Annotated in this window: 12 protein-coding genes and 1 pseudogene; 7 read left to right on the forward strand and 6 right to left on the reverse strand. The window is 44.7% G+C overall.

Annotated elements, in window-relative coordinates; genetic code table 11:
• Positions 1–197: pseudogene (locus Q0502_RS06595) on the forward strand (NUDIX hydrolase); the annotation flags it as partial.
• A gap of 5 nt (positions 198–202) precedes the next feature.
• On the opposite strand, the gene Q0502_RS06600 reads toward Q0502_RS06595, so the two are convergent.
• The gene (locus Q0502_RS06600; RefSeq protein WP_298648713.1) at positions 203–1,732 is read right to left on the reverse strand and encodes a peptide MFS transporter; all 1,530 of its coding nucleotides are present in this window, start codon (positions 1,730–1,732) and stop codon (positions 203–205) included.
• Positions 1,733–1,878: 146 nt separating this feature from the next.
• Between Q0502_RS06600 and Q0502_RS06605 the strand changes: the two genes are divergently transcribed.
• Positions 1,879–2,589, forward strand: coding sequence for an SAM-dependent methyltransferase (locus Q0502_RS06605; RefSeq protein WP_298648714.1), 711 nt, complete (start codon positions 1,879–1,881; stop codon positions 2,587–2,589).
• A 151-nt stretch (positions 2,590–2,740) separates the two neighbouring features.
• On the opposite strand, the gene Q0502_RS06610 is transcribed toward Q0502_RS06605, so the two are convergent.
• The 4 genes from Q0502_RS06610 to Q0502_RS06625 all read right to left on the reverse strand — a co-directional run bounded on the left by Q0502_RS06610 (position 2,741) and on the right by Q0502_RS06625 (position 9,508).
• The gene (locus Q0502_RS06610) at positions 2,741–4,300 is read right to left on the reverse strand and encodes a glycosyltransferase family 39 protein (protein WP_298648716.1); all 1,560 of its coding nucleotides are present in this window, start codon (positions 4,298–4,300) and stop codon (positions 2,741–2,743) included.
• A 1-nt stretch (position 4,301) separates the two neighbouring features.
• A complete protein-coding gene (locus Q0502_RS06615) occupies positions 4,302–5,048 on the reverse strand; it encodes a glycosyltransferase family 2 protein (protein ID WP_298648720.1) in 747 nt (248 codons plus the stop codon).
• 299 nt (positions 5,049–5,347) lie between these two features.
• The gene (locus tag Q0502_RS06620; protein ID WP_298648723.1) at positions 5,348–8,449 is read right to left on the reverse strand and encodes a TonB-dependent receptor; all 3,102 of its coding nucleotides are present in this window, start codon (positions 8,447–8,449) and stop codon (positions 5,348–5,350) included.
• Between the two features lie 12 nt (positions 8,450–8,461).
• The gene (locus Q0502_RS06625; protein ID WP_298648726.1) at positions 8,462–9,508 is read right to left on the reverse strand and encodes a FecR domain-containing protein; all 1,047 of its coding nucleotides are present in this window, start codon (positions 9,506–9,508) and stop codon (positions 8,462–8,464) included.
• A 157-nt stretch (positions 9,509–9,665) separates the two neighbouring features.
• Between Q0502_RS06625 and Q0502_RS06630 the strand changes: the two genes are divergently transcribed.
• The gene (locus tag Q0502_RS06630) at positions 9,666–10,187 is read left to right on the forward strand and encodes a sigma-70 family RNA polymerase sigma factor (RefSeq protein ID WP_298648728.1); all 522 of its coding nucleotides are present in this window, start codon (positions 9,666–9,668) and stop codon (positions 10,185–10,187) included.
• A gap of 45 nt (positions 10,188–10,232) precedes the next feature.
• On the opposite strand, the gene Q0502_RS06635 is transcribed toward Q0502_RS06630, so the two are convergent.
• Complete coding sequence (locus Q0502_RS06635; RefSeq protein WP_298648730.1) at positions 10,233–11,528, reverse strand: ATP-binding protein; 1,296 nt, start codon at positions 11,526–11,528, stop codon at positions 10,233–10,235.
• A gap of 200 nt (positions 11,529–11,728) precedes the next feature.
• On the opposite strand from Q0502_RS06635, the gene murB reads away from it, so the two are divergent.
• The 4 genes from murB to Q0502_RS06655 all read left to right on the forward strand — a co-directional run bounded on the left by murB (position 11,729) and on the right by Q0502_RS06655 (position 17,055).
• Positions 11,729–12,727, forward strand: a complete 999-nt coding sequence (murB, locus tag Q0502_RS06640) for a UDP-N-acetylmuramate dehydrogenase (RefSeq protein ID WP_298648733.1) — start codon at positions 11,729–11,731, stop codon at positions 12,725–12,727.
• A gap of 18 nt (positions 12,728–12,745) precedes the next feature.
• Positions 12,746–14,050, forward strand: a complete 1,305-nt coding sequence (gene murA / locus Q0502_RS06645; RefSeq protein ID WP_298648735.1) for a UDP-N-acetylglucosamine 1-carboxyvinyltransferase — start codon at positions 12,746–12,748, stop codon at positions 14,048–14,050.
• Between the two features lie 101 nt (positions 14,051–14,151).
• Positions 14,152–14,925, forward strand: coding sequence for an isocitrate lyase/phosphoenolpyruvate mutase family protein (locus Q0502_RS06650; protein WP_298648737.1), 774 nt, complete (start codon positions 14,152–14,154; stop codon positions 14,923–14,925).
• A gap of 264 nt (positions 14,926–15,189) precedes the next feature.
• The gene (locus Q0502_RS06655) at positions 15,190–17,055 is read left to right on the forward strand and encodes a 2-oxoacid:acceptor oxidoreductase subunit alpha (protein WP_298648739.1); all 1,866 of its coding nucleotides are present in this window, start codon (positions 15,190–15,192) and stop codon (positions 17,053–17,055) included.
• The last annotated feature ends 173 nt before the right edge of the window (positions 17,056–17,228 follow it).

Raw genomic sequence — 17,228 nt, forward strand, 5'->3', positions numbered from 1 at the left:
CAGCAAACAACTACTCCTATTGTTTTATTGCCGAGAATGTAGAGAAACTAGGGGATCAGGCTTTAGACGAATCGGAAGAGTTAACGGTTCATCTGCTCTCTTTCGAAGAATTGAAGGAGTTGCTCGAAAGCGGCAGGGTCGTCCAGGCCACCATGGCCGCCCCACTCTGGAAATATATGGCGATGTCCGGCAGATAACGTCTCTACCTTACTCCATGCATCAGTTTCTGTAATCTTTTAGATAACAGGAACAAAATAAAGGATGCTACAGCGGCCATCACTACAAACACCATAAAGAAATCGAAAAGGGTGACGATCTCAATGCTGAGTAGTGATTTCACCCGACCCTCCTCCGGATAGAGGGAACTCAGGGCGCCTGCAAGCTTATTGGCAGTGGCCATGGAAAGGTACCACACCCCCATCAGCAGGGAGGCAAAACGGACAGGAGACAATTTATTCACCATGGAGAGACCTATCGGAGAGAGACAGAGCTCACCCATCGTGTGGATGAAATACAAACCCACAAGCCAGAGAATACTCACCTTCACACCCGGTTCCACTCCCCGAACACCGAAAGCAATCAAAAGATAACCCAGTGAGAGCAGAAACAACCCGATTCCCTGTTTTACCGGCGAGGAGGGCTCCCTGTTTTTCACTCCCAGTACGAGCCACAACCGCGCGAAGAGGGGTGCCAGCAGGATGACAAAGACAGCATTAAAAGACTGAAACCAACTGGTGGGCATCGTCCATCCCAAAATTTCCCGATGGGTCTGTTCTTCCGCGAAATAGGTGAGTGAAATTCCGGCTTGTTCAAAAGCAGACCAGAAGAATATCACGAAAAAGGCAATAATATAGATAACCCCGATGCGGTGACGTTCAATCTTGGATAACGACTTGTCTGAAATAATAAAAGCCGGTACAATCAGCGTAGCGGTATAAATTAATGCACCGATTACATCCCCCCTGAAGAGATAAATAAACAGGGCGAACAGGATAATTGCACCTGACAGCCAAAATAACAACTCTTTAAAGGTATATTTCACAGCCGGGATCGTATCGGTCGCGGACGATTGTTTCCCCGCAGCCGGGTGAACACCGATGGGATTTCCGTTGGGATCGACCAGGTATTTATCTTTGCGCAGGACATAGAGTATGAGACATAGCAATGAAACGATCGCAGCTACCAGAAATCCCCACTTGAAATCTGCCGGATTACCTGTATCTCCCAGAAAACCGCAAATGATGGGTGCAACAAATGCGCCGAGGTTGACACCCATATAGAAGATGGTATAGGCTGAATCGAGCCGCCTGTCGCCCGGCTCATACAGTTGCCCCACAAAAGTGGAAACATTGGGTTTGAAAAAACCATTGCCGAAAATCAATGCACCCAGCCCCATATACATCAGCCATTTCGCCGCTTCAGGATGTTGATAATTGAGTGCACTGAAAAACATAAATAACTGTCCGACCACCATCAGCACGGTTCCCCAGAAAGTGGAGCGTCTCATTCCCCAATATTTATCGGCCACATATCCGCCTATCAGCGGAGTAAGATAAACCAATCCGGTATAATTCCCGTAAATAAGAGATGAGAGTTCTTTATCCATCATCAACGCGTTGATCATATAGAGCACAAAGAGCGCACGCATACCATAATAACCGAATCGTTCAGCAATGGAGATGGAGAATACAAAATAGAGCCCTTTGGGGTGTTTTGCCGTTTTTGCTATCATAAGAATGGATGTGATAAAGCTGTAAAAGTAGCCATTTTTAACTGATTATTCCCCCATTCCGATACTCTTTTCGGAGATATCAGGAGAAAGTACCCTGCTTTATCCTATTTTGACTATTTTTGCAGGTAAAATGCCTCGCAACTGAAATGAACAACCCGGCACTCTATTTGATTCCCTCCCTATTGGGCGATACACCTGTGGAACAGGTGATCCCGCCCTATAATATCAGTGTGGCCTCCCACCTGAAATACTTTATTGTGGAAAATGTACGATCGGCGCGCCGTTTTCTGAAAAAATGCAATCCCGGTATCGATATCGATGCGCTCACCTTTTATGAGTTGAACAAACATACCGACCGGAACCAGATCGCAAGTTACCTGCTGCCTATGAAGTCGGGAGAAAGTATGGGAGTGATCTCCGAGGCAGGCTGTCCTGCCTTGGCCGATCCCGGCGCCGATGTAGTGGCTATCGCGCAACATGAAGGCTACAGGGTTGTTCCTTTGGTCGGCCCCTCATCTATTTTGATGGCGATAATGGCATCGGGATTCAACGGACAGAGTTTCGCCTTTCACGGTTATCTTCCCATCGACGCGGGCGAACGGGCAAAAAAGCTGAAACAGCTCGAAGCAAGGGCTTACAGCGAAGACCAGACGCAACTCTTTATTGAAACACCCTACCGGAACCAGAAACTGGCGGAAGACATACTGCAGCACTGCAAGCCTCAAACCCGGCTATGTATCGCCATACACATCTCCTGCGAGGATGAATCCATCGTAACACAAAGCGTGAAAGCATGGGAAGGCAAACTGCCGGACATGCATAAAAAACCGACTGTTTTTCTGATCTACAAAGGGTAAAAGTTATAGGTCATATACATTTATTTGTAAAATCAATTCCGCTTCCAACTGGCTAATTCTCTGTGAAAATTATACGTCACACACATTTGTTCATGCTTTTATTGGAAAGGATTAGGAGAAACGAAGTCCCAGCGAAACTCCAACCGGTGAATCAATCACTTTTTGCAAGTTTTTTAATTGCCTGCTCCCGGTTGAATTTAAATAAATAAGTATCCGGATTGGGTAAGCGCCAAACTAATTCAAACAATTCTTCATTTGCCAGAATGGCGGGATACAAATACCGTACGGTAGAAGCATACCCTAATTGTTCCAATACGACGTATTCCACATTTTTATCGATCAGGTCTTTTATTACTTCTTGCGGTTCGATGCTATATAAATAGTTTATGGCATATAAGTCGGGCGCAAAATAGGTGAAGAATTCCGGTTTCCGGCAACAACAAACCGTATTTTTGGGCAATTGTTTCTGCATCTCTATAGCCATGGTAAAGTAATTTGCAAATGCAGGAGGATAAGGGTCTTTTGCTTTTACCGAAAGCGTTTTTATAGGGGGCCATAACAGAAAAACCATGACAAGAAACACGTAAGGTAAATAAGAAACTGTTTTTGGTGCGCCTTTTACCCGGGATGGAACCAAACAGTACAATCCGATATAAAAACAAACAATAATGAAAGGAGCGATAGGTACTACATAACGACTTTCATTGCCGCCGTGCCAAAGCATAAACAAACCTATCTGACCCAATAAATAGGCAATAAATACCCATTTTAGCGGTTTCAGATTCCAGGCCCCGTATAATATAATACCTAAAAGAAGGAGTCCCGCTATGATTTGAAAAATACCGGAATTCACTTCATAATTCACAGGAATAAATGGGAAAAGGATCTCTTTAAACCCCTTTATTACAGTTTCATCAAAGTTTGCTATCATTTTACGGATGAATTCACCGACAGACGAAATACTTCCCTCTTCCGGCCGCCAGGGATTCACGGTCATCATTGTACCAAAATAACGGGATTCTATACCGATAGCGCGATTCCTGATCCACCAGGGCAACAGCAGCAATAAAATACCGCCGCCAACGGCTATTCCGCGAAGCCATTGCTTACGGAACAAAAAGAATATGACGATTGCAAAGATCAATGCGATTCCTGCCGCACGCACGTAGTAAGCGCAAGCGGCAAAGACAATTACCGTACATAACCATAGCGATATACGAAAACGGCTTATTCCTTTTTCAAGGGTGCAATATTTGTAAAGAGCATACAAACAAACCACCGAACAGAATAAGAACAGCATTTCAGACATTACCATACTCGAAAACTGTAGCGCTTGAGGAGAAAAAACAGCCAATAGAGTACAGACGAAGGCCAATACCTGGTTGCTTGTTATCTTGCATAGCAAGTAGAATATACCCGCTAAGCTTATAAAGAATAAGATCCCATTCAATACCTTGAAAAAAACAAGACTATGGATGCCCAAAAGCATAAAAACAGATAAAAAAGCGGAATAGCCGGGTGGAAAGTGGCTTGCCGGTATGGTTCCGTTTGGAGTAACATTGGAATATCCCAATCCGCCGGAAATATTTTTCGCCAAAGTAAGGTAATGCGCATTATCCCCGTTCAAATCTAATTTCGCATCGAATATCATTGTATAAATCAAGGTAAACAATACGCCTACTATCAATACATAAATCCAGTTGTTCTTCATCTCAATTCTTATTATATAATTTCGACTTTATCCATCCCTGTTTACAGAACGGATACATAATGGAAACCCTCAATACACCCAACCCATAAATGATGCTGCGTCTGAGGTTGATGGAAGACGCTTCTTTGAAATATCTGGTCGGACAAGTAATCTCCGCTATTTCGTAACCTTGATAAAAAATTTGAGAAATGATCTCATTATCAAATATAAAATCATCGGAGTTGGCATTGAAATTAATATTCCGCAGGACTTCAGCCGAGAAAGCCCGATACCCGGTGTGATATTCAGACAGTTTCTGGTTTAATAATATGTTCTGAAAGAAAGTCAGTACCCGGTTGGCGATGTATTTTACCAAAGGCATTCCGCCTTTAATGGCGCCTTTCCCTAAAATGCGGGATGCAAAAACCACCGGATAAAGTCCGTTTGCAATGATATACGCCATAGAAGCAATGAGTCTAGGCGTGTATTGATAATCAGGGTGAAGCATAATAATGATATCGGCATTCAATTCCAAGGCGCGATTATAACACGTTTTTTGATTGCCGCCATACCCTTTGTTCCGGGTATGTATCTGGATCTCACGAATGCCTAATTTCTCTGCTACCTTTATCGTATTATCATTACTCCTATCGTCCGTTAAGATCACTTCATCCACGATATCGAAAGGTATTTCGCTGTAGGTTTTTTCCAGTGTTTGTTCGGCATTATAAGCCGGCATTACAATCACTACTTTTTTATCTTTAATCATACTAAAAAGCCGGAAACATATATAAGAGCCGTTCACGCGTACTGTTTCTTACATTACGCAGAAACCGGAAAAAACCTAACTGGATATTTAGTTAAAAGATATGAAACAGATTTAGAGGATAGGAAAAACAGAGGCTGTCAAACAGAGAAATTACTAAACGAGGGATTGTTAAACAGGGATATTTTAGACAGAGATTATCAAACAGGGGTAGTTGACAGGGATAAACAAGTGGGCCGTTAGACAGGGAACTGTCAGACACGTGGGCGATTAAACAGGGGAATTATTCAATATGAGGACCATTAGAAAGTCCGGCTCAGAGAAATCATAAAACTCCGTCCGTTTTTCACTTCATGGATAATCGGATCATGCCCTTTGTCGTAGTTTTCAGTTTTACCCGGAAGAAGTTTTTCCGTCGGAAAACCATATTCGCCCCGAACATAATCATCCGGCATGTTCGTATAAAAAATCTGAGTAGCGTTGAGCAGATTGCTGCCGCTCAGCTTTAACCAAATATCACTCTTAGGAAACCGGTAACTAATACTCGCTTCGATAGAGGTAAGGGGGGCCCGGTATTCGTGCTGATAAGCGTTTTCACCCGGCAAGAAAAGTTGGCGTCCGCTACGGTTAAACAGCATATTCGCATGCAGGTTTTTATCGGTATAGCTGATTCCCGCATTCAACTGAGAAGGTGTCTGTCCCGAAAGCGGACGTTTTTGTGTACTTTCGGTTTCGATAAACATATCTTCCTCATCTTCCTGCGGAATCACCATGACTCTTTTACCTTTCACCGATGATCGTGTCAAGACCAATCCCGCAGAAAGTTGCACTTTCCTCAGAAAACCGGAACCGCCCATAAAATCCAGATGTTTGCGAATTTTCGCTTCAAATCCGTAACTGTAGGCTTTGTCCGAGTTTTGCAGCACATACATACGTTCATCCGGTCTGTATAAATAGGTTGTTCGTTCTATGGGACGGTCGATATGCCTGTAAAACAGTCCCGCGGAAACGATATCCTGGGGGCCGATATATTTTTCAATTAAAAAATCGGCTGCCTGGACGATAGAGGGAAATACTGTACGGTTGACAGCCGTGCCGAGAAGATATGTGTCGTACACAGGATAAGGAATGTAGTCCGCCAACTTAGGACGAATCACGGAACGCTGGAAACTCAATCGCACATTCAGGTCCTTCAGTGGCATATAAACAATATTAGCCGAGGGTGAAGCATACCACTTCCGGTTCTCACCCGGTATGGTTTGCTCATTAGCATCAATTGTCCCGTAATCCTCATAATCGCCCCGGACACCCCATACAAAGCGCATTTTCTCTTCCCACCGGTGTTCGAACATCACGAAAGGAAGATGTTGTATCATGTTTGCGCTGAAATCATTTCGTTCAAGGATCTGATAGATGCGTGAGGAGGGATCCGGATTATCAATCTGATTATCGTAACTGTAAAGGGCTTCATTCGATATAAAACGGAGACGCTTATAATTTCCGTTGTAACCTATCATTGCTTTATGGTGCGTCTTGTTCAGCAAAAAAGAATAACTTGCCGATATCCCCGCGTGAAAATTCCGTTCCCGGTTCATATACCAACCGCTCGAGGCCGGATAGATAGCCCGCAATTCAGGATGCTGATGCAGAAAATACAAAAGAGAGTCATCTTTTAACGGTTTGTACATTTCCGAGAAAGCAGCATCTTTCCGCTCACGTTGAACGAATGTATGAGACATGTTCCATCGCAGTAAAATTCCGCCGACCATATGTTGTCCTTCCAGCTTATTCTGATACAGGTCAGAAAATGTAGGATAGTTGAAGAACTGAGAGGTGAGATTGCTTCCGCTTCCGGAGATATCTTCCAAATGCGTTGTGATCTCCGTCAAGTTGTTATCGAAACTCCGGGTAAAAACGTTTCTGATACTGAGCCTGTTTTTCCCGAATTGCCACCCTGCGTTCAGCACGCCACCGGTTACCGTATTATAATAATAAGTATATCCTCTGTTTCGTTCGCCATTAGAATTTCCCGTATACCCTCCCAGGTAATCCCATCTTCCGCGCTGTGTATGATTGATGACGGACTGCTGTGAGCTGTTTTGATAAGAGAGCGAAAGAACAAACCCTAAGCGGTCGCCTGTCTCCCGCAATGTGTGCGTTCTGCCGATAGTAATGTTATAATGCTGCGGAGGAAAAGATTTCCCGTCGGAAATAGCGAAGTGTCCGGCAGGAAACAAGGTTGTATTTTCAGGCATTCTCTCCGGCTTTCCCGGGATTACGGACAGAAGCGGTTCCGGCATTTCGCGGCTGTGGTCATCAAACCCGATAAAATCAAAGTTCCCTTTCCTTCTTCCGCGTAGGGTTTTGAACGTACTTAGCGTATTAAACTGATAAGAGGCTTTTAGTTCGACATAATTTTGTTCGGGAATGTCTTTGGTGATGATTTCGGTAATTCCTCCGGCGAAACCGACGGGAATATCGGGTGTGGAAGATTTGAGAAGGCGGATATTATCTACCAACGCGACCGGAATCAGATCGAAAGAGAAAATTTTGTAGGAGGGATCATAATTCGGTAACGGAATACCGTCCAAAAGTATTTCGTTCCATCTACCGCCTGTTCCGCGAATAATCTGGGAATGATTTTCATCAAAGCTGATACCCGGTAGGAGTGTCATTGCGTCTTGCACGGTTGTACCGGCAGAACGGTTTATTTGTTGGCTGCCGAGAACGGAACTGATATAAGGCGTGTTTCGTTGAGCGCGTAACGCACCTGCAATGGTACTTTCCGGTTGAGTATACGTAACAACCACCTCGTCCAGGCGGATGTCGGTTTCTTTTAGCGCAATATCCAAACGGGTGGTCCGGTTTTCTTTTACTTCGGTATGTTGAATCCGCACCGGCTCATAACCCATAAAACCGATCTGAATGGCGTAACTTCCGGGAGGCAATACCAGTGAGTAATCACCGTTCATTCCTGTCATGGTACCTTTTTGCAGGGCTTGTACCTGAACAGTTGCTCCGGGCAGCGCTATACCGAACCCATCGGTTATTTTTCCGGCCAGGTAGCCTGTAGCCGGTGTTTCTGCGGAGCGGCGGACAATCACAAAACGGTTAGCATTCACTTTCCGGTAGGTGAGCGGCGTATTTTCGAGCGAGTAGCGTATCCAGTCTTCCACATCTACAGATTCGCTTGTAAATGCCGAAGCGGTAATTCCTTCCAAAAAACGGCTCTCATACGTAACGAACTGCCCGTTTTCTTTTCCGGCACCGGCTATTTTCTCCATCCTCAAAAGCATCGGTTCCTTTGGAAAGGAAATGGTCTGGGCCGGCAAACGGAGACTGTTTCCCGTAAAGAGAATAATCAATACGATTATGCATTGTATTTTAGGCAAATACCGGGGCATTTGTATTTCTCTTTAAGAATCTTTCGGAAAGAAAATAATTTGATCGGCCGTGATCCGGTAGGATAAATGATAAAGCGCAGCAATTTCGGTTGAGATCTCCCCGGGAGAAGTGTCCCGATTGAAAGTGATGTTGACAGACATTATTTCAGGGTTATGTTCAAAAATCATTTCCTTTCCATAGAACTGCCGTACACGGAAACGAAGTTCATCCAATGAAGCATTTTCCAAAACAATCGTCCCTGTACGCCACGCCGATCTCCCGGCGCTATTCACCTTTTCACGGGTAAGTATTTTCTCCGATTCACGGTAGGTCGCTTTTTGGTCGGGTATAAGCTCTATATTTTCACCACCCGAAGTTTCCACCTTCACTTTTCCGCTCAAAACACTGATTTCCTGAAACGGCAACTCTTTATAACTCTGGATCGTAAAACTTGTACCGAGCACCTGAACCGTTAATCCTTCGCGGAGATGCACAGTAAACGGTTTCGCTTTGTCCTCTTTTACATCAAAGAAAACTTCCCCTTCATCGAGCCAGATTTCGCGTGTAGTTCCCTCCACACTGCCTTCGTGTAAACTGAGGGTAGTGCCGGCATTCAGGGAGAGCTGCGAACCATCCGGCAATGTGACGTGCTCGATACTTTTTCCCGAGACATATTGCCGGGAGGCGGACGCGGTAATAAGATCCGGCGTAAATGATGCTTGCTGGTAACGCTTCTGATAAAACACAAACATCCCGATAAGTAGCAACACGACACCCGCGACCGAACCGATTACGGCAGGAGAGAGAGTGCGTTTTTTTGCAGTGGGTTTTGCGCCTTCAATCTTTACGTCTGTTTGCTTGAAGACAAAATCTTTTGTTTCACTATCCAACTCCTGAATCAGGTCGCCCGTTACTTCAAACTCTTTTTCAGGAATAACCTCCTTTTCAAGAGATTCAATGATATCGTTTTCCTCCCGGGTTGTATTGCCTTTACGGTATCTTTCGAACAAATCGCGGGTAATTGCCGCCTTTTCTTGTGCCGACAGGGTATCCCGTAAATTTTCTTTCTTTTCTTTCATTCTTTTACCGCCGATAATCATTTTGACGGATAAAATTACTCATTTTTTGTAAACTACCGGATATATAAAGTTAAAAGTTGACCTAACCTGAAGATTCAAAGATTTTCCTTATTTTTGTTACGAATTGCACACAACGGACGAAATATTATTAAACGCAATGGAGGAAAAAGATGAAAAGGCTTTTTCCCTATTTTACGAAAGGTATAGCAATACCATTCTTTGTTTTGTATTGTCTAAAGTGCACAACAGGGAAATCGCCAAAGAAATCGTGCAGAACTTCTGGGTCGCTTTTTGGGAAAATCCCCGTATTCTGCGTGCAAATAAAGAGGGATGTGTGAAAGTTTTTTTATTGCAGTATTTGCGTTTCCGCATCTATGATGTGTATCGTATTGCCGTTCCCGAAACAATTTCCGTTGAAGAAGCCGAAGTGTTGTCCAACACAACCGTTTACGAAAATATTGAAAAAGAGGAGCTAAAAGAAATTGTACATGACGCGTTGAAAAATAGTTCATTACTGACAAAAAACAGCTTTTGGATGAGAGTGGAAAGCATTCCGGCCAAAGAAGTGGCGGACGAATTGGGTGTAACTACGCAAACAGTTCATAACAAGTTTTCGCAATCATTGGCGATTATCAGAAAATATATAAAAACACACTATCCCGAAATAATTAAAGGCTAAAGGACGAATGAAAGAGCATGTGATCTAATCAATCTTTGTCTTTTATTAAATACAAAATGCAGCATATAAAGGCACTGATTTTATTCCATTTTCAAAACCAAAGTTCTTTTTGGATATACGAATAGAATACGGCGATTTATATTTCTCAACAAAGATTCCTAAGCTTTTTGAACGATTTCTCCTGCCCTTTTTTACTTCCACAGGAATGACCACATCATCAGTCTGGAGAACAAAGTCAACCTCAGCCTTGCCATTACTCTGCCAATACAGTAAATCATATCCTTTGGTGCCAAACACCTGTGCTATATAATTTTCCGTCATGGCTCCAAGAAAAATATTATCCACTTCAATCGGTGATAATATGGTTTGTAATGGTATCTTCGACCGCATTGTAAGAATACCAATATCACCCATATATAGCTTGAAGTTTATCAAATCGACATATGCATTTATCGGAATATAAGCATGCTCCAGACGTTGACATTTAAGAACAATTCCAGCAAGAATTAGCCATTCGATAGCTTCCCCGAAAATTGTAGCTGTACCTCCTCTTTGGACGACTTTATACTGGAACTTTGTGTTTTCTTTGGCTAACTGTGCCGGGATAGAGTTATAGCACGCTCTGATCTTAATACTGGTTGACGGGGCTGCATATTTTGCCATATCGGCAATATATTCATTAAGAATATCGTTTTGAACAGGTTGTATCTTAATAAAACTTTCTGTTTCGATAAACGTCACCACAGCAGCAGGCATACCTCCCACAATAAAATATTTTTGGTACATTTCCAATGCTACATCATGTAATGCTTCAGGCATAGCCTCATCTTTAGCATAATGGGATTTTATTTCTTCTGCTAATTTATCCATATTCATGGCCCATAAAAACTCCTCAAAGTCTAAGGGATACATATTTATCTCATTGACTTTGCCTACAGGGAAAGAATATTTTTCACGGTTAATGGTTACTCCCAATAATGAGCCGGCTGCTATAACATGGTATTCCGGCGTTTGTTCACAGAAGTACTTTAATGAAGTTAATGCCCTTTCGCACGCTTGTATCTCATCGAAGAATACAAGTGTTTTTCCCGGGATTATTTCCTGCATTTTTGTCGCTTCAAGGTATTGAATGATTTTTTTAGGAGATAATTCTGTTTCCAGAAATTTACAAAGAGTGGACTCAATTTCCATATTTAAGTATAACATACTTTCATAATGCTCTCTAGCTAATTGTTCCACAATATAAGTTTTACCAACCTGACGCGCTCCGTTGATAATTAATGGCATCCTGTGGGGATTATTTTTCCATTCTATAAGAGATTTGCTTACTCTTCTTTTCATTGGACTGTTTTTTGCAAATCTACCAATATATTCCGAAAAATCAAAATATTCTGACTTTTTCGAACATATTAACACTATAGTCGATTAAATTTTATCCTTTGCCCATCATATGGCTCATTGAAACTTTTTGGCTACATTTGCAGTTCGATTACGTTTAGACTATTTTTTTCGAAATAATTGAATTGTACACCTTTTCCGTAATGATCATCAGATACAACGTACAACTACAATCATATAACTCTTTCCGAACGAAAGCGTCAGCAAGAATATTCTGCGAACCACGATCGGCAGGGGAACTTTCGGAAATCATCCACACTTTTCCCGATGAACGGAAACTGATTCTCGGGAACGGGTTCAATCTTTTTTTCACGGAAGATTTCGACGGACTGGTCATCAAACCCGCCATCCGGGGTATCCGTATCCTATCGGAGAGCGACCGGTTCGTGGAAATGGAAGTCGGTGCGGCCGAAGATTGGGATCATTTTGTAGCACACTGCGTGGACAACGGCTATGCCGGTATCGAAAACCTGTCGCTTATTCCCGGCTCTGTGGGTGCAAGCCCGGTGCAGAATATCGGTGCATACGGCACGGAGGCGATGGATGTGATTACCAAAGTAAAGATGGTAGAGCTGCAGACGGGGAATTACGCAGCGTTCTCCAACGAAGAGTGCGGATTCGGATATCGCGACAGTATCTTTAAACGTACCGGTCTTTATGTGATTACTTCTGTGGTTTTCAGGTTGGAAAAATCGTTTCACTACAAAGAGAAATATATCGACCTGAGCCGTGAACTGGAAGGGATACCCTCTCCTACTCTCACTCAGGTTCGCGATGCCATTATCCGCATCCGCACCCGGAAACTGCCCGATTATACACTGCTGCCGAATGCCGGAAGCTTCTTCAAAAACCCTGTTCTTAGGGTGGAAGAAAAGGATCAATTGCAACAGAAGCTGCCGGATGCGCCCATCTACAACGTGGGGGAAGGCCAATTCAAAACCTCGGCGGCCTTCCTGATCGATAAGGCCGGATATAAGGGAAAACGCCGCGGGATGGTGGGAACATACGAACACCATTCACTTATCATTGTGAACTATGGTACCGATAACGGCCGGGAGATCCTGGATTTTATGCGTGAAGTACAACATGAAACACAGCAACAATTCGGCGTAATGCTCGAGCCGGAAGTGCGTATTTATTAACTATAAAAAACGGTCAATATGTCATCATTTATCATTGAAGGCGGATGCAGCCTCAAAGGGGAAATCACACCACAGGGAGCCAAGAACGAAGCCCTGCAGGTAATTTGCGCCACCCTGCTCACACAGGAGGAAGTGATCATAGAGAACGTACCTGATATACTGGATGTAAACAATCTCATCGCGTTGCTCTCGGATATGGGGGTAGAGGTAAAAAAACTGAGTGGGGAGAGCTATTCCTTCAAAGCAGAAAAGATCGACCTCTCCTACACCCAATCGATAGATTTCATGCAGAAGAGCGCTGCAATGCGGGGGTCTATCATGATCGTAGGACCTCTTCTGGCACGGTTCGGAGAGGCAGTCGTACCCAAACCGGGCGGCGACAAGATAGGACGGCGACGGCTGGATACACATTTCAACGGTATCATGAAATTAGGCGCCGAACTGATCTTCAACGAGCAGAAACAACTTTTCACCCTTTCTGCCCAAAAGCTGGCCGGACAATATATCCTGCTTGATGAGGCTTCCGTTACCGGTACTGCCAACCTGCTGATGGCCGCCGTCCTTGCCGAAGGGGAGACCGTCATCTATAATGCGGCCTGTGAACCTTATGTGGAACAGTTGAGCCGGATGTTGGTGCGCATGGGGGCACGGATCGAAGGGATCGGATCCAACAGACTGACAATAAATGGCGTATCCCGTCTCTCCGGGTGCCACCACCGTTTGCTGCCCGATATGATCGAGATCGGCAGTTTTATCGGTATGGCAGCCATGACCGCTTCGGAGATCACCATAAAAGATACATCAGTGACGCATCTCGGCATCATTCCCGAAAGCTTTCGCCGCTTAGGCATCATTGTGGAACAACGGGGGGACGACCTTCATATTCCGCAACAGGAGAACTATACCATCGAATCCTTTATCGACGGTTCCATTCTCACTATCGCCGACGCACCCTGGCCGGGACTTACGCCGGACCTCCTCAGCGTGATGCTGGTAGTCGCCACCAAAGCGGAAGGATGTGTGTTGATCCACCAGAAGATGTTCGAAAGCCGCCTTTTTTTCGTGGATAAACTGATCGATATGGGAGCGCAAATCATTCTCTGCGACCCCCACCGGGCTACTGTTATCGGGATGGGTAAACGCTTCCGGCTTCGGGGAATGACGATGACATCCCCCGATATACGCGCCGGGATCTCGCTGCTTATCGCCGCCATGAGCGCCGACGGCATGAGTACCATCCACAATATAGACCAGATCGACAGGGGATATCAGGATATCGACCGGCGTTTGAACGCATTGGGTGCGAGGATTGAAAGGAAATAAAAGACGGCGTCCGATTAGAACCGGAACATTCGGGATGCCGACTGAACCATGCACCGTTATTTTACGTTTAATCACCAGGCAACATCTAAAAAGCACCCAATATGTCGAAAATCAACGATTTCATAAAACTCCATTCCGGTGACGAACCATTCATCCTCGGGAACGTATGGGACGCCAAAAGTGCGCAACTGGCAGAAAAGGCAGGTTATAAAGCTGTAGGCCTCTCCGGACACGCCATTGCCGAAAATCTCGGCTACCGGGACGGCGAGGATATGAGTTTCGACGAGTTGCTGTTCGTAGTGGGCAGAATCATCAAATCGGTTTCTATTCCCGTTTCGGTGGATATCGACGGCGGATACGGCAGAAGTATCGGCAAAGTGAATGAACACATCGGACAACTCGTGAAAATGGGTGCGGCAGGTATCAATATTGAGGACTCTGTAGTAAAAGACGAAAAACGGATCCTGGTGGAAACCGGGAAATTCGCTAAAATCATAGATGGTATACGTACGTTTCTGGCGGAACAGAAATCGAAACTTTTTGTCAATATCCGTATCGATACATACGTAACCAAACAACCCAACCCGCTGGAAGAAACATTGAAACGTGTCAGGCTATTCGAAGAGGCCGGCGCCGACGGCATATTTGTGCCACTGCTTTCGACCGATAAAGAAATAACAAAGGTGGTGCAAAGCACAAAATTGCCCTTCAATGTGTATTTACAGCCCGAAACGCCCTCGTTTTCCAAACTAAAACAAATAGGTGTAAAGCGTATCAGCAGCGGTGCAGCCCTTCATGCTCAAAGCTACGCAAAAGCATCCGAATTGTACTCCCTTCTCCTAAACGAAAAGCGTTTCGGCAAGTTATTCCCATAAAAACACACCTGAAAAATAGATTCAGCCTTTCCATCGAAAATATTTGCTTTTTCGGCAAGTCTTTTATTACTTTGCAAATAATTTTAATATGATTATCTGCAAAATATTACGTATCCATTATCTAACTCCGTTGATTAGGACGGAACAGATGGGTTTTTAGCACAAGAAAGCGATAATCTTATCATTAAGAGATCTCCACAAATACATTTTTGCTTTGCGGAGCCATAACATTGCATTATAATTATTCGACAACCACATAAAATTATGCCAACGAATCCGGTCGTAACCGACATTAAACAAGTAACCATTCGATTTTCAGGCGATTCCGGAGATGGGATGCAGCTTTCGGGAACATTATTTTCCACACTATCGGCTATCTTCGGGAATGAAATTGCCACATTCCCCGATTTTCCCGCTGAAATCCGTGCCCCGCAAGGTTCACTACACGGTGTTTCGGGGTTTCAGGTGCGGATCGGAGCCAAAGATGTTTATAATTCAGGTGACAAAACCGATGTACTGGTCGCCATGAATCCTGCTGCCCTGAAGATGAACGCCCAGTTTCTAAAAAAAGGATCTATCGTGCTTTTCGATACCGATTCGTTCCAGAAAAGAGACCTGGATAAGGCCCTCTTCCAGACACTGGATCCGTTTGCTGAACTCAATCTGGATTATGTACAGCCTATAGGGGTAGATATCACTACCCTGACAAAAGCCTCCCTGGCAGACTCAGGGCTGGAAAACAAAGATATACTCCGCAGTAAGAACATGTTTGCACTGGGTATTGTATGCTGGCTTTTCAACCGACCGCTGGAAATTGCGGATAAGCTGCTTGAACAGAAATTCTCCAAAAAACCGATACTGGTAAAAGCAAATATTAAGGCGCTCACCGACGGGTACAATTACGGGAACAATACCCAAATGACTGCCTCCACCTATCGCATTGAACCCGTTGAATCGACCAAAGGTTTTTATACCGATATCAACGGGAACACCGCTACGGCATACGGATTGATTGCCGCTGCCGAAAAGGCGGGTGTACAACTCTTCCTCGGTTCCTACCCTATCACCCCCGCGACCGACATCCTGCAGGAGCTCTCCAAACGAAAGGATTTCGGTGTGAAAGCCCTGCAAATGGAAGATGAAATTGCCGGGATCACCTCATCCATCGGAGCAAGTTTTGCAGGTTGCCTGGCAGCCACTTCTACGTCGGGACCAGGACTGTCGCTCAAGAGCGAAGCATTGGGACTGGCGGTGATGACCGAATTACCGCTGGTGGTGATCGATGTGCAGCGAAGCGGCCCCTCTACGGGAATGCCGACCAAAAGCGAACAGAGCGACCTTAATCAGGCGCTCTACGGACGTAATGGTGAAAGCCCGCTGGTAGTGATGGCGGCAGCATCGCCCACCGACTGCTTCGAAAGCGCTTTCGAAGCCTCAAAGATTGCCCTGGAGCATATGACACCCGTCATTCTGCTTACCGACGGTTACATCGCTAACGGTTCATCGGCATGGAAGATTCCCGAGATGAACGACTATCCCGATATCAAACCTCCCTACGTGCAGGGCAAATACAACGGTAACGCGGAAGAATGGAAACCCTATTTCCGCGACGGAGAGACCCTGGTCAGGTATTGGGGTATAGCGGGAACGCCGGAATATATGCACCGTATAGGGGGATTGGAAAAAGACCGTCTTACCGGTGTGATTTCATCGAATCCCGACAATCACCAGTTGATGGTGAACATCCGCAGGGCGAAAATCGAAAAAATTGCCGATTATATCCCCGAGCAGGAGGTAACAGGCGATAAAGATGCCGACACGCTGATCGTAGGATGGGGCGGCACATACGGGCACCTGCTGGAAACTTCACTACGTCTTATGGCGAACGGGAAAAAGATCGCTTACACTCATTTCAGGCATATCTATCCCCTTCCCCGGAATACGCACGAGCTGCTGAAAAAATATAAAAAAGTAATTGTGGCGGAACAGAACGACGGACAGTTTGCCGCTTATCTGAATGGCAGGTTCCAGGACCTGGATAATATTCACAAATACAACAGGGTGGAAGGACAACCGTTTAAAGTGAGCACGTTGGTGGAAGAATTTACAAAAATTATAGAGGGAAAGTAATATGGAAGTAACAGAAATAAAAGTGACAGAACTAAGATATCAAAAACATCTGCCGAAAGACTACAAAAGTGAAAACGCCATTCGCTGGTGCCCGGGTTGTGGCGATTATGCCATTTTAACCAGCCTTCAGAAGGCGATGGCAGAACTGAATATTGATCCTCACAAGATAGCGG

Origin of the sequence: uncultured Proteiniphilum sp. (assembly GCF_937873925.1) — a bacterium.
In the GTDB taxonomy this organism is placed as follows: Bacteria; Bacteroidota; Bacteroidia; order Bacteroidales; family Dysgonomonadaceae; genus Proteiniphilum.